Source organism: Fulvivirga ligni, assembly GCF_021389935.1.
In the GTDB taxonomy this organism is placed as follows: domain Bacteria; phylum Bacteroidota; class Bacteroidia; order Cytophagales; family Cyclobacteriaceae; genus Fulvivirga; species Fulvivirga ligni.
Genome location: NZ_CP089979.1, coordinates 3,274,211 through 3,289,380 on the forward strand (window position 1 = coordinate 3,274,211; position 15,170 = coordinate 3,289,380).

Annotated in this window: 9 protein-coding genes; all 9 read left to right on the forward strand. The window is 41.0% G+C overall.

Annotation, left to right across the window (positions count from 1 at the left end; translation table 11 throughout):
- Positions 1 to 76 precede the first annotated feature (76 nt).
- Positions 77 to 3,055, forward strand: a complete 2,979-nt coding sequence (locus LVD16_RS13980) for a PAS domain S-box protein (RefSeq protein ID WP_233768882.1) — start codon at positions 77 to 79, stop codon at positions 3,053 to 3,055.
- A 223-nt stretch (positions 3,056 to 3,278) separates the two neighbouring features.
- Positions 3,279 to 3,932, forward strand: a complete 654-nt coding sequence (locus LVD16_RS13985) for an RNA polymerase sigma factor (protein WP_233768883.1) — start codon at positions 3,279 to 3,281, stop codon at positions 3,930 to 3,932.
- Positions 3,933 to 4,091: 159 nt separating this feature from the next.
- Complete coding sequence (locus LVD16_RS13990; protein WP_233768884.1) at positions 4,092 to 5,099, forward strand: FecR family protein; 1,008 nt, start codon at positions 4,092 to 4,094, stop codon at positions 5,097 to 5,099.
- Between the two features lie 196 nt (positions 5,100 to 5,295).
- Positions 5,296 to 5,691: a hypothetical protein gene (locus tag LVD16_RS13995; RefSeq protein ID WP_233768885.1), complete on the forward strand. Its 396-nt coding sequence runs from the start codon at positions 5,296 to 5,298 to the stop codon at positions 5,689 to 5,691.
- Positions 5,688 to 8,738: a SusC/RagA family TonB-linked outer membrane protein gene (locus LVD16_RS14000; protein ID WP_233768886.1), complete on the forward strand. Its 3,051-nt coding sequence runs from the start codon at positions 5,688 to 5,690 to the stop codon at positions 8,736 to 8,738. The genes LVD16_RS13995 and LVD16_RS14000 overlap by 4 nt, the downstream gene beginning before the upstream one ends.
- A 17-nt stretch (positions 8,739 to 8,755) precedes the next feature.
- Positions 8,756 to 10,438: a RagB/SusD family nutrient uptake outer membrane protein gene (locus LVD16_RS14005; RefSeq protein ID WP_233768887.1), complete on the forward strand. Its 1,683-nt coding sequence runs from the start codon at positions 8,756 to 8,758 to the stop codon at positions 10,436 to 10,438.
- A gap of 100 nt (positions 10,439 to 10,538) precedes the next feature.
- Positions 10,539 to 11,510 (forward strand): BT_3987 domain-containing protein, encoded by a 972-nt coding sequence (locus tag LVD16_RS14010; RefSeq protein WP_233768888.1) that lies wholly within the window; start codon positions 10,539 to 10,541, stop codon positions 11,508 to 11,510.
- A 40-nt stretch (positions 11,511 to 11,550) separates the two neighbouring features.
- Positions 11,551 to 13,272 carry a family 43 glycosylhydrolase gene (locus LVD16_RS14015; RefSeq protein ID WP_233768889.1) on the forward strand — a complete coding sequence of 574 codons (1,722 nt, stop codon included), beginning with the start codon at positions 11,551 to 11,553 and terminating at the stop codon, positions 13,270 to 13,272.
- A 276-nt stretch (positions 13,273 to 13,548) separates the two neighbouring features.
- Positions 13,549 to 15,126, forward strand: a complete 1,578-nt coding sequence (locus tag LVD16_RS14020) for an RICIN domain-containing protein (protein ID WP_233768890.1) — start codon at positions 13,549 to 13,551, stop codon at positions 15,124 to 15,126.
- Positions 15,127 to 15,170: the final 44 nt, after the last annotated feature.

Here is a 15,170-nt window from a genome sequence, read left to right on the forward strand (position 1 = left end):
AAATCCATTTAAAGGCATATCTACGTAAAATATAAAGTTGGCATAATAATGAATGTCAATAATCAAAATCTACGATATGTCAGACAAAAAAATAAAGGCATTTATCATCGGTGGTGGTATTGTCACATTGGCGGCTTTAATTATGATCATTGTTTTAGGCCTGGATGCAAAGACGGCTTATGATAATCACCTCACTTATAACAATGTTGTCAAAAGAATAAAAAATCATACATCTCAAGGCTGGTCGAAATATGGCGAGTTTACAACGGATAAACTCAGTACAGAATCTTTCATTCATCCATTTGAGGAAAGTAAGGCTGACCTTATGGAGCTTCTTAAATCAGAGGTTTCATTCTTTCAGCAAAATGACGTACAACATGAACTGAAAAAAGCTGTGGTTTCCCTGGAAACATTCAAGCAGCAAGCCTCAGCTAAGCATACTCAGCTTACTACATTATCTTTAGGAGAAGAGGTGGCTAATGTTAATCTATCCGTTTATTATGAAGCTATAATTAATAGTGTCAATAGCCTAGACATTGCAGTCGGTAACGCCATGACAAGTGAAATTGATGCAGTAAAATCATTGATCACAATTGTGCTGGCTTTATTTACGCTTCTGGTACTAGTGACTGCTGCACTTATCTACTTGTTTAAAAAGAGGCAAAACGCTCTAATTGAAGAGAAAGCAAAAATCCTGAACCAAGAGAAAGAAAAAGGAGAATTCAGTTTTCAAATGGTTAAAGCCATTTCAGAAGCCGATTTTGATTCAGAAATCTACGATCCTATCAAAGATGAATTAACTGACTTATTAAAGGACTTAAGAATTCAGCTAAAATCAGATCATAAAGAAGATGAGCAGAGAAACTGGACGAATACAGGACTAGCCAAATTTGGAAATATCCTTGGTAGCCATGATAACCTGCATGAAATGTGCGATGTGCTGATCAGTGAGCTAGTGAAATATCTTGGCGTAAACCAGGCAGGCTTGTTCATTAGAGAAACAGCGGATGGAGAAGAGTACATGGAGCTGATGGCCACATATGCTTATCAACGTAAAAAATTCATTACTAAGAAAATATATCCTGGTGAAGGTTTAGTGGGCCAGTGCTGGTTAGAAGGCGACACCATACTATTAAAGGAGATTCCTGAAGCTTATGTGAGTATAACCTCAGGTCTGGGAGAGGCCTTACCAAATACACTTCTTATTATACCTATAAAAGCAAATGAGGAGGTACATGGTGTAATAGAATTGGCAGCATTTAATGATATACCCCAGTATAGAATAGACTTCGTTGAAAATGTTTGCGAGAGAATAGCCTCAGTGGTGGCTAACCTAAAGAATAGCACTTTCACGAAGAATCTATTAGATGAAACAAAACTGCAAGCTGAAGCTCTTCAGGCACAGGAAGAGGAGATGAGACAGAACATGGAAGAGCTTCAAGCTACGCAGGAGGAGATGGAACGAGTGGCCAAAGAAATGGAGGGTCAAATAAGAGTGATTAATTCAACCATGGCTACCATTGAATTTGACATAACTGGTGATATCAGAGAGGCCAACGATAACTTCCTGAAGCTGATGGAATACCAGAAGGGCGAGATTATAGGAAAGCATCATGGCATTTTTGTGGACGCAGAATATAGAGAAAGCACTGATTATAAAATGTTTTGGAAGCGCCTATCTCAAGGTGAGGCTTTCGAGGGTGAGTTCACACGCTTTACGAAAACAGGTAAGCGGGTTTGGATAAAGGGAATGTATAGCCCTATACATGATCAGCATGGTAAACTGGTAAAGGTTGTAAAGTTTGCTTATGACATCACACAGGAAAAGGAGCAAAGACTTCAGATGAGTAACGTAGCTCAAGAAGTGTCAGAGCAATTAAGAATAATTAACGCTGCAATAGCTACCATTGAATTTGATCTTGAAGGTAATATCAAAGATGCCAACGATAACTTTTTAGGCCTAATGGGCTATAAGAAAGAAGAAATTGTGGGAAAACACCATAAGATTTTTGTGAAGAAAGAGGATGTAGAGTCTGAAAAGTACTGGGATTCTTGGAAGAGGCTAGGGCAGGGCGAGTCTATTCAAGGTGAATTTGAAAGGATTACCAAGAAAGGACAAAAAGTTTGGATCCGAGGTGTTTACAGCACGGTATTCGATAATGAAGGAAACCCTGTTAGAGTAATTAAATTGGCCTATGACATCACACGTGAGAAGTTGCAACAAATGGAAATGACTTATGTGTCGAAAGAGATGTCTGAGCAGATGAGGGTGATCAATTCCACATTAGCAACGGTAGAGTTCGATTTGGATGGAACAATTACGAATGCTAATAGTACCTTTCTGAAGCTGATGAAATATGAGAGGAAAGAGGTGATTAATCAGCATCACAGAATGTTTGTGTCAGAAGAGGAAGCTTCGACAGCCAATTATAGAAGCTTCTGGAAAGAGCTCGGCAAAGGGGCAAATTTTGAAGGCGAATTCAAAAGGTATAATAAAGATGGTGAAGCCATCTGGATTAAAGGAGTTTATAGCTGCATAAAAGACAATGATGGCAACCCGGTGCGAGTAATCAAATTTGTTTACGATATCACTGAAGAGGTAAAGCAAAGAGAAAAAATTAAAAGAGAGGCGAAAAGTTCACAGGAACAGCTTCGCCTGGTAAATGCTACTATAGCTACAGTGGAGTTTGACTTACAAGGAAATGTTCTCAATGCTAATGATAAGTTCCTTTTCCTGATGGAATATGAGGCTCACGAAGTGATAGGAAAGCACCACAGCATGTTTGTGAGTAACAAGATGTCTGGTTCTAAAGCGTATGAGAATTTTTGGAAAAGACTGGCAGATGGAGAACATATAGATGGAGAGTTTAGACGGTGCACGAAAAGTGGGAAGGAAGTATGGATTAAGGGAATTTATAGCAGTGTGAACGATGAGAAGGGTAATCCTATAAAAGTGATGAAGTACGTTTATGACATTACCAATCAAAAGAGGCAGGAAGTGGAGATAGGTAGACAGCTCAAAGAGCTGGTAGAGTTGAGAGTGAAGAGGAATTAAACGATTGCTAATCCATCTATGATCAGCCCGGCAAGTGAAAACTTGTCGGGCTTTTTTATTTTACCTCATGATCATCTGCTATAACATATGAGATAATAGCCGTTCAGATACTCTGGAAGTTTATACTTTCCTAAAGCAGTGGGCCAATTGAAATTTCTAATATCTGACTTATGGCATATATTTTATTTTCTATACATTTGAGTTTCAACTAGTAAGGTAATAAGTGAGCATTTCTGATTATTCTTCACATTTTCCGCATCATCCTGATTTGAATTTAGCACGAGGAGCCAAGTTTTCTGAAAAGGATGAGGTCCAGGTCTGGGAGCGATTCATAGCTGGAGATGATGAAAGTTTAATCTTTATTTACCGCAAATATGCTGATGTGCTTTACCGATATGGGAAGCAATTTACCTCCCGCTCTGAGTTAATTAGTGATTGCATTCAAGAGTTATTCTATAACCTGCTGGATAAAAGACATAACTTATCACAGGCCAAATCAGTGAAAGGCTATTTGATGTCCGCCTTCAAACGCAAATTAGTTAGGTACATCAAAAAAGAGGGTAAGCTAGAGCTTGAAGAGAATGCCTTCCATATCGTCTTATCAGAGAAAAGCTTGCCCATTAGTCAGGCTTTGGGCAAGAAAGAGCTTAGCTTCATCCAGCAAAGGCTTAATAATCTTCCCGTGGCTCAAAGAGAAGTTCTGTTGTTGCATTATTATGAAGGGCTTAGTTACGCTGAGATTGCAGATATCATGGATATAAAAGTGCGCTCTGCACGTGCCCTCACCTACAGAGCATTGGATACCTTATCCAAGGAACTTGGTCCCTACAAAAAGTCTTTTTACATCGTACTTCTATCATCTATTCTTTATCGCTAAGAGATTCAATTATTTCAACTGAAAGTTTTAATCATTGACAATTATTCAATCTTTATGCTTTTAAATTAAAAACTTCATAATTCTTTCGCTCAACTATGTACATTTTTGAAGATCGCGTCTCTTCAATATAGTAGGTCATAGCTAAGGTTAATCCTTAAAATGAAAGAAGAAAAATCGCATATTGTTGAGCTGTTTAAGAACGAATATTTCGTTCAGTGGATTGTAACTCCCTCTGAGGAATCTAATCATTATTGGGAAAAGTGGATTACTTCACATCCTGATAGAAAACCTGATGTTGAGCGTGCCAGGTATTTAATTTCCTCGGCCAGTTACATGATTGATGACAGAATGCCGGACGAAAAGTATGATACCATACTCCAAAATATTGTCAATCATGGTCTTGCAAATAAGCAGAGGTCTCTTAAACCTTCCTATTTCCCTTATTGGGTAGCTGCTTCTTTAATTCTTATCGCGCTTATCGCCTCCTGGTTCGTATGGCAGGATAATCAACATGCTGCAACTATCCAGATGATCACAAAGCAGACTTTAGCCGGACAAAAGCTAACAGTAAATCTACCTGATGGCTCTACGGTGATGCTGAACTCAGAAAGCAAAATTTCATATCCTGATAACTTCAATAGTCAGCGCGATCTCACCCTGGAAGGAGAGGCCTTCTTCAACGTGGCCAAAGATGCTCAGCACCCTTTTACCATTACATCAGGTGAAGTTAAGACCAAGGTGGTGGGTACTTCCTTTAATGTACGAGCTTATCATGAAGATGCTGAATATTCCATTGCCGTAGTTACGGGCAGGGTGGAAGTTTCAGATGAGCATGGTAATCATGGCCTACTGCACCCTGACATCAAAGGGGTTTTCAGTAAAGCGGAACATCAGCTGCTAACAAGCACATACAACTCAGACATGGAGTTAGGTTGGCGAGATGGCATTTTAATGTTTGAAGAGGCGGAGTTGAAAGACGTCCTGGAGCGCCTGGAGCGATGGTATGGTGTAGCCATTACCGTGGAAGATGAAAAGATGCTCACCGGAACTTATACTGGAACCTACCAAAATGCCTCACTAGAGGTAGTATTGAACGGTATTTCCCTGGCTATCAACTGGGACTACGTCATAAATGACAAACAAATCATCATAAGGAAAACCAAATAACAGGCTATGAATAAATTCTAATTAAATCTATAAATAAACCCTTACAACTTAATCATGATACATAAACTCTACAAAACGCTAGTAAAAAGTAAGCACTGGTCAAAAGGATCGGGTGCAAACCAGTCAGGAACTCTGCGCCACTTTGGCTTTAACAATGAACAGCTTGGTATCTGTGTTAATCTAAAGCCGCAGAATCATGGGAAATAATTTACGCAATGGAATAGGAAGGTTAATCAAAATGTCTCGTTTCTTTTTATTCATTATTTCAGTACAATCTTTTGGTGCTACAATGTTCATAGATACAGAGCTCATGGGGCAAACAAAAAGTGTCTATGAAATTGATATCACACTGGAGAAAGAGAACGCTCGTCTGGTTGAAGTTTTTGATGAATTAGAATCAAAAACAGATTTTAAATTTTCGTACTACTCTAATGTGGTGAAACGCAATAACAGGGTCACCCTTCATAACGAAACTTCATTTGGAGCTGTTTTAGAAAGTATTTCTAAGCAGACTAACCTCAGGTTCAAAAGAATCAATCAGAATATCACGTCTATAATAAGGCGGAAGATCACCAACCCGTTGAGGAGGTGAGAACGGTAAGTGCACAATCCTACACCCTAAAAGGTATTGTTTATGATGAAAATGGAGATCCACTTCCTGGCGTAAGTTTGCTCATAAAGGATACTAACACAGGAACCATTACCGGAGTAGATGGAAGCTTTGCACTTCAGGTGAACGAAGGTGATAAACTGGTAGTATCCTTCGTGGGCTACCAAAGGCAAGAGCTGGACGTAACAGGTCAGACTTATCTGGAGGTGAAATTAGTGCTAGACGTAGCCTCACTTGAAGAGATAGTGATTGTTGGGTATGGCACTCAGCGTAAAAGTCAATCTACTTCTTCTATTGCCACTTTGGAAGGTAAAGATGTGGCGGCACAGCCAGTAGTTAATTTAAGCAACAATTTGGCAGGTCGCTTACCGGGTGTCATTGCTACTCAAGGTAGTGGAGAGCCAGGTTTCGATGGTTCGGCTATCAATATCAGAGGTATAGCTACCAATGGTAATAATGCACCTTTATTAATCGTAGATGGTGTTTACAGAGACTTTTCAAAGTTAGATCCATCTACCATAGAGAGTATCACTATCCTTAAAGATGCAGCAGCTGTAGCACCTTATGGATTGGGTGGAGCCAATGGTGTGGTTCTGGTCACCACTAAAAAAGGACAGAGTGGTAAACCAACGCTTTCTTACAATGCCTATGTTGGCTTTCAAAACCCTACAAGGTTAACGCCAATGGTGAACTCAGTGCAATGGGCGCTAATGAGAAACGAAGCGGCAAGGAATGCCGGAACTGCGCTGCCATATACTGATGAGCAAATAGCAGGTTATCAAAGAACGGTTAACAGTGAAGCAACAGGAACTGAGCGAGACTTGTATCCTAATAGTAATGCTCTGGAGGAGCTAATACAAACCAATGCTCCTATGACTTATAATAATATTGAGCTTTCAGGAGGAACTGAGAATGTGAGATACATCGCCTCTCTAGGTTATACCACTCAGGAAGGGCAATGGAAATCTACCTCTGTCAAAAAATACAATGTTATGATGGGGCTGGATGCAGATGTGACTAAAAGCACTACCTTATCATTGAAACTCAACGGTTGGGTTCAAAATAGCGAATATCCAGGAACAGGTGCGGGAGATCTGTTATACAGAGCTTTCCGTGTGCCTCCTACAGAAGCTAACTATTACTCCAATGGATTGTGGGGTCAATATATTGGTGCCTCGGTTATTGGTTTGGCGTATCATTCTGGTTATGATGACATTAGAGAGAATAACTTCCTGTCTAATCTAACCATTGAGCAAAGGATACCATTTATACCGGGCCTGGCACTGAAAGGACAGGTCAGCTATGATCCGTATTCAAAATTCCAAAAATCATGGAGAACTCCGGTTCTGGTGTATACGCTGAATACGGCCAATGATCCTTACACCTATGATTTAGGTTATCAGGGACCGGCTAAGCCTAACCTTAACCAAAGCTGGAATCAGGATAGACCATTAACTTATCAGGGATACATCACCTATGATCATAACTTTGGTAAGCATTTTATTTCAGCCCTGGGTGTGGTAGAATCACGCAGGAAAGATTACAATAACTTCAATGCTGGCATCATCAACTACAATACAACCATTGATGAATTGGATGCTGGTAGCTCCGCCAAAGAAGACTTCAGCTTAGGAGGTACTTCAAGCACTGAAAAGCAGTTCGGATATGTTTATCGTTTGGGCTATTCCTACAATGACCGATACCTAATAGAGGTTTCTGGTAGATATGACGGCCATTACTCATTCGCCCCAGGTCAGAGATATAGTTTCTTCCCTGCTTATTCTATAGGTTGGAATATCGGTGAAGAAGCTTTCTTGAAAAATGCCTTGCCCATGGTGAGCAGTTTAAAGCTTAGAGGTTCGTATGGTAAGTCTGGAAACCTTCCTAACAATGGAGCTTTTCAATATTTAAGTTCTTACACCCTATACAGTGGTGCGTATAACTTCGGTAATACTCCTGGTCAGGGACTATCAGAAACACTTCAGGGTAATCCTAACATCACCTGGGAAAAATCAACTAAGTACGATCTAGGGCTTGAGGCTGCTTTGTGGAATGGCTCTCTCACCTTTGAGGTAGATGTGTTTAAGGAGTTTAGAAAAGACATGCTTATGGGGCAGGGCAACAGCGTACCTGCTGAGTATGGTGTTACTCTTGGGCAGGCCAATATTGGAGAGATGGAGAATCAAGGTATAGAAATAAGCTTTGGCTTACAGCATAACTTTGGTAAAGATCTTCAGGTAGGCCTTTTTGGTAATTTCACTCATGTGAAAAACAAGATGGTTGAGATACTAGAGACTGATGCTACTTATAACAATCCTAACAGAAGAAGAACAGGTCGTGCTTTAAATACAAGATTTGGGTATCAGGCATTAGGTTATTTCACAGTGGATGATTTTAATCTGGATGGATCATTGAAGGAAGGTATTCCCGTACAGCCATGGGGTGCAGTACAGCCAGGAGATCTTAAATATGCTGATTTAAGTGGTCCAAACGGTGTTCCCGATGGCATTATCAATCAGGATGATGAGACCGTGATTGGAAAACCAGGCACACCGCAAATAATGTTCGGTCTTACGCCTACCATTTCTTACAAAGGCTTCAGCTTAGATGTGCTCTTTCAGGGAGCAGCACAGAGCTCTATGTTGTTAACCGGGCAGTTAGCACATCCATTTGGTGGTGGTTCTGCTACCGAACTTCAATATGAAGATCACTGGACCCCGGCAAATACTGATGCTACTTACCCAAGGCTGAGCCCGGCACCTACTTCAAATAACACGCAAAACTCAACCTGGTGGATCCGTGATACACGCTACATCAGATTAAAGAGTTTTCAGCTGGCCTACACATTACCGAAAGGAGTGCTTGAAAAGCTGAAAGTAGTGGAAAGCATGAGATTCTATGTGTCAGGACAAAACCTATTTACATGGACTCCAAAGATGGAAGAAGTGCTTGATCCTGAGGGTGCTAGTAATGGACAGTATTACTTTCAGCAACGCGTGATTTCTATCGGTACAAATATCCAATTCTAAATTTTAACGCTAAAATTATGAATATCAAAAAATATACAGAAGGCTCCCTTCTGACCCTCATTATATTGGCCTTTGCTGTGGCTTGTACTCCAGATTTGGATGTAGAGCCCAGAAATAAGGTTACAGATGCTTCAGTGTGGGTAGATCCTACCAATGCTGACCTGTTTCTTAACGATGTATATCAGCAGATGCCTGATATGAACACCGTAACGCAGGATTTTGATCAGTATGCTGATAACTCTTATGTAGGGGCCGATTGGTTTCCTACAGTGAGTCAGATCTATCAGGCGGCACTTTCTCCATCCGGCAATTTTAACGGTCCGGCTGATATGTGGAATTGGGGCCTTCGTTATACCATGATTCGTAGAGCTAATATTTTCATAGAAAATGTAACAGCCTCTACAGAGTTAAGTGATGAATACAAAGTGGAAAGGTTAGCCGAAGCTCGTTTCCTAAGAGCACTTTCTTACCATTGGTTATGGATGGCCTATGGCGGTGTTCCTATCATCACAGATGTTTTGGACATTAACGCAGATGGCGATGATGTGCTAAGACCAAGAGAGACAGAAGAGGCCACTTTTCAATTTATGGTAGATGAGCTCGAAGCCATCGCTGATGATCTTCCAAATACCAGATCAGGCAAAGACCTGGGAAGGCCTACAAAAGGATCGGCGCTCACATTGAAAGGTTGGATAGAGCTTTTTCATGCCAGTCCGCAAAGAAACACTTCAAATGATCCTGCAAGATGGCAAGCTGCAGCAGCCACCAATATGCAAGTGATGAACTTAGGAGTTTACGCTTTATTCAATGATTTTGGAGGCATATGGTTGCCCGAAAATAACAATAACATTGAAGTAATATTTGATTACCAGGTTTCTCCAACTAAAGGTGATGGTGGTGCCAGAGAAGGTATGTTAGGCCCTGCTTTTGTTAATGGTGTTCAACAGTCATGGGCAAATTTTGCTCCTACTCAGGAGCTGGTGGATGACTTTGCTATGGAGAATGGTAAACCCATCAGCGATCCCACTTCAGGTTATGACCCTCAAAACCCTTATAAAAATAGAGAAGAGCGATTTTATAAAACCATAGTGTATGATGGCTCAGTGTGGCAAGGCGATACTATTTATACTCGAATGGGCGTGGGCAGTTTAAATGAAATTGATCTGTCTTCGGCCAGTGATGTGAGTAATACAGGCTACTACGCACGCAAAACGCTTGATGAAAGTGTTCTTGGTCAGGATAATCTGGCTAACAGGAATGGTGGCCAGAACTTCATATGGTTCAGGTATGCTGATGTGCTTTTGAATTATGCTGAAGCCCAGAATGAAGCCGTAGGTCCAGATGCCTCTGTGTATGATGCGGTTAACCAGGTGAGAAACAGGTCTTCACTTCCTGATCTTGAAAGTGGACTTAGCCGCGAGGAAATGAGAGTAGCCATCCATAGGGAGAGGAGAGTTGAATTTGCCTTTGAAGGCAAGCGCTGGTGGGATATTATTCGTTGGAAAAGAGCTGACGGGCCTGATGGTCTGCTTAACCAGCCTATGCACGGTATGAAGATAGAGAGAGTTGATGGAGAATTGACTTATACCCCTGTGGTAGTGACAGACAGAACTTTTCTGGAAAGAATGTATCTGATGCCTATTCCTATTGATGCGATCAATAGAAATGGCAAGCTCACTCCAAATCCTGGATATCAATAGGTCGAACGCCTTAATGTGATGTGCAGTATGCTGGTAGTCAGGTAGATGGCTGCCGGCATACCAGCAATTCATTTCTAATTTCCATTTAAATAAAAATCAAATGAAAAATATACACTACTACTATAGCCTGATCCTAATCTTACTGGTAGCAATATGTTTTACTGGTTGTGATGAGGATGAAGAACCTAAAATATATATGCCAGATGCTAAATCTGTTGTAAGCGCTACTTTTGACATTACGGATACCGTCACTTACTCAGTATCCATTGTAGGCGCAGACTATCCTACGGTTGATGTCTCTGCTGACGGTGAGATCACCGTAGATTTCAAGGTTGATAGCGACAAAGTTGCCGAATATAATCAATCGATGGGCACAGACTATGCAATTATGCCTTCTGATAACTTCTCTTTTGATGCTACTGGTGTTATTGCCAATGGAGAATCAATGAGCTTGCCATTGAAATTGATCATTAAGAACGGAGAACAACTGGAAGCGTTCTCCAGCTATTTACTACCTATCACTATAGACAAAGTAAATGGTGGAAAAACCGGTGATGTAAGACAAACCACCTATTTCATTCTCACCAGATCTCCGGCACTGGAAGATCTTCCCACTTTAGATAGATCTGGCTGGACGATAGCTGGCTTCTCAACAGAAGAACCAGGAGAAGGTGGAGGAAATGGGTTAGCTGATAAAATACTTGATGGCGACTATGCTACTTTCTGGCATAGCAAATGGGCAGGAGGAGAGGCTCCCGCACCTCATTATCTGATCATCGATATGGGTGAGGAAGTGATGGTCCATGGAATATCCATTGTAAATAGAGATCAAAAAGATTCTGAATGGGGACAAGCCAAAGATTTTACAGTGTCTTTAAGTACTGATGGTGAGAATTTTGTGTCAAATGGCTCATTCTCAGCACCTACGGGTACAAGTTCTGTAGAGCCTTATCAGAGGGAAGTAAGGTTTTTCCTTCCTTCATTCAAACCTGCACGGTATATCAAGATCACGATCAATGATACCTGGGGAACCACAATTACCGGAAGTATAGCTGAAGTCTACGCGCTGTAAATCTTTTGTAGCATTGAAGTATAATACAAAAAATCAATTGATGAAATTGATAGTAATTACATTCTTGCTGAGTTTGCCAGGATGCAAAACTCAGCAAGATGTAAATGCTCCTGACCTGAAAACATACTGCAATCCGGTGAACTTGAGCTACCGTTTCAGTCTGGAAGCACCTTCCAGAAGAGAGGCTGCGGACCCTGCCATTGTCCTTTTTAAGGATACATACTATTTGTTTGCTTCCAAATCAGGAGGGTATTGGTATTCCGATGATCTCCTGGATTGGCAACTGGTAATTACTGATGAAATTCCTGTAGAAGATTATGCTCCAACGGCCATTGGAATAGGAGACACACTCTATTTTTTGGCCTCTTCAGGAAGCAAAAGCACGGTCTATAAGTCTGTAGATCCTAAGCAGGGTAAGTGGAGCGTAGCGGTAGATGAGTTGGATGCCACTGTTTGGGATCCTGCACTTTTTATGGATGATGATGACCGGTTGTATCTGTACTGGGGCTGCTCTAATCAGCAACCATTATACGGGGTGGAAGTGGATTATAAAAATGATTTCAGCTTTATCGGAAAGCCGAAAAATCTTAAATATCCTGATCCTACTCATAATGGATGGGAAGTGTTTGGTGAGTATAATGAAGATAGGGCCACTAAACCCTGGATAGAAGCGCCCTGGATGAATAAACATAATGGGAAATATTACCTTCAGTATTCAAGTCCGGGTACACAGTTTAAAAGTTATTCAGATGCCGCGTATGTATCTGATAGCCCTCTTGGACCATTTGAGGTGCAAGTACATAATCCCATGGTTTACAGGCCAGAAGGTTATATAGGAGGTGCAGGACATGGAAATACCTTTGCTGATAAATATGGAAACCATTGGCACATAGGTACCGGAACCATATCTCAAAAAGATATTTTCGAGCGGAGGCTGGTGCTATTCCCTTCGTATTATGATGAGGATGGCGTATTGCATTCCATTACAAAGTATGGTGACTATCCTTACATCATGCCTGAAGCTAAAACAAGTGGTTTTGAAGAGGTTTTCGCAGGCTGGATGCTGCTTTCATATAATAAAAAGGTACAGGTTTCTTCACAGTTAGCAGGGTTCTCTGCCACCAACATGACAGATGAAAACATCCGTACCTATTGGGTCGCTGGCAGTGGTTCTGAGGAGGAATTTGCCGTTTTAGACCTGGAGAAAGTGGCTGATGTATATGCTGTCCAGATCAATTTTGCAGAACACAATTCTTCAGTTCTGGGAAGGGATAATTCTGTTTCTCATAAATATACTCTTGAGTGGTCTGATGATGGTACCAACTGGAATATGCTCGCTGATAAGTCAGAGAACACCACAGATAATATGCATGATTACATTCAGCTCTCTCAAAAAATAGCCTGCAGATATCTGAGACTACAAAATATCAAAGTGCCCAGTGGAAATTTGGCAATCAGCGGATTCCGGGTTTTTGGAAAAGGAAATGGAGCACCACCTGCTCAAGTCCCTTTGCTGGGAGCTTCCAGAGATGATGAAGATAGGAGAGTGGTGAAACTAAGCTGGACACCCGCAGAAGGAGCGATTGGCTACAATATCAGCTATGGTATCGCTGAAGATAAGCTCTATCTTAATTATATGGTTTATGATGTCAATGAGCTTACTATCAATAGTTTAAATGTTGATCAGGCTTATACCTTTTCCATAGAGTCATTCAATGAAAATGGCATTACCACCTCTGATATTCTTACCTCTATTCAATAAAATCTACACTAACCTAAACCCAATTAAAATGAATCAACAATATACTTCCTTTCGACCCGCTGGTTCGGTCCTTCTGCTTAGGAAACTCAGATCAAATACAACTTAGGATTGATCATAAACCGCCCGGTCTATAAGCATACTAGCTGGTTTCAATGTCCGGCAGGTATCATAGATGGGCTGAATAGACTAAAAACTTCTAAGGGACTTTAAATTCAAAATATAAAACAGATTCAACCTTGTGATTAATATTTTAATTAACCAAACCCAAACCCTATTATGAAAAACACACCCAATTGGATTAAAACGATGCTAGCTGTAATGGTTATAATACCATCCTTTTTAATTACCAGCTGTGAAGAAAATGAATTTCAGAAGATGCAGAATGCTGCCTCAAAAGAATTACAAGAGGCGGATACCACTATTCAAAAAAATGCCAATGCGCGGGTGATCAATCCGGCAAGTCAGGCTGGCCTTACTTATGATGGCTTTGTTAATGCATTTGTGGTAACTGATGGCAATGGTCAAACCTACATAGTCGATGGTTTAAATAAACGAGACCGAGCATATTTTTGGGGACAGGCCTTCATGATTACCGCGTTGATTGATGGATATGAGCGTAACCCTAATGATGATAGAAGGCAAAGGGTCATAGATTTGACTAATTCCTTCTTAAATAAGGAAACTTATGACTGGTCATGGAATACTTGGACAGATGATATAGCATGGGCCTGTATTGCTGTCATTAGAGCTTATCATGCGGTGGGAGATCCAACTTATCTTACTGTTGCAAAGAATAATTGGGACTTTGCCTATCATCGAGGCTGGGACAACAGTCTTGGAGGTGGTCTGTGGGAAAATATGGATAAGCATACCAAAGCAGCCTTAGCAAATGGGCCTACCATCATTGCCGGAATTTTTATTTATGAGGCCACTGGTGATGAGTGGTACCTTGATAGATGTAAAGAAATATATTCCTGGTACCGAAGTAATCTCTTCAACCCAAATACTGGTGTAGTCAATGAGGCGGTGGTAAACGATGGGTCTATTCAATATTCTGACAATGCATACAATACAGGTTCCTTTATTAATGCGGCAGCATCTCTCTACAAACATACAGGTGAAGCTCATTATTTGACTGACGCCCAAATAGCTGCTGATCATGTAGTCTCCAGATTTCCGGTAATGACTCAAGAGGCTGATGCATGTATGAGAGGTATTGCTAAACTGGCTCGGGAGAATAACCTGACAGCCAAATATTACCCTTGGCTTGCCGCACAGTGTGAAGCAGCATGGAATAGCAGAAATACAGGGCTAAACATCACCAATAATGACTGGAGTAGAACTACAGGAGGTGGAGAGCAATATGCCATGCAATGCATAAGCGCTGTTACAGCACAAATGGTAACGCCTGAGCAGAACATAGCGATTAATTCAGGGACTACTTACAATATCATATCCAAGGTTAGCGATAAAGCTCTGGATGTTGATGGCGCCTCAACGGAAAATGGAGGTAATGTGCTTATCTGGTCACCTACGGGACAGAGTAATCAGCGCTGGATTGTAACGGAAGTAGATCAGGATATATACAGCATTATTTCTGAAAACAGCGGATTAAGTCTCGATGTAGAAGGCGGAAGCAATCAAAATGGAGCCAATGTACTACAATGGACCTGGCAAAATAATGCTAATCAGAGATGGTACCTACAGCCAGATGGAGAAGGGTATTTTTCCATTATTTCAGTGGCTAGCGGTAAAGCATTGGATGTAGAAGCGGGCTCTGCGGCCAATGGAGCCAATATCATACAATGGACAGAGAATGGACAAAGCAACCAAAAATGGCGATTTGTACAATAGCTAAATAGAAGTAGCAGAGGCAGGTGATTCACCTGCCTCGGTTA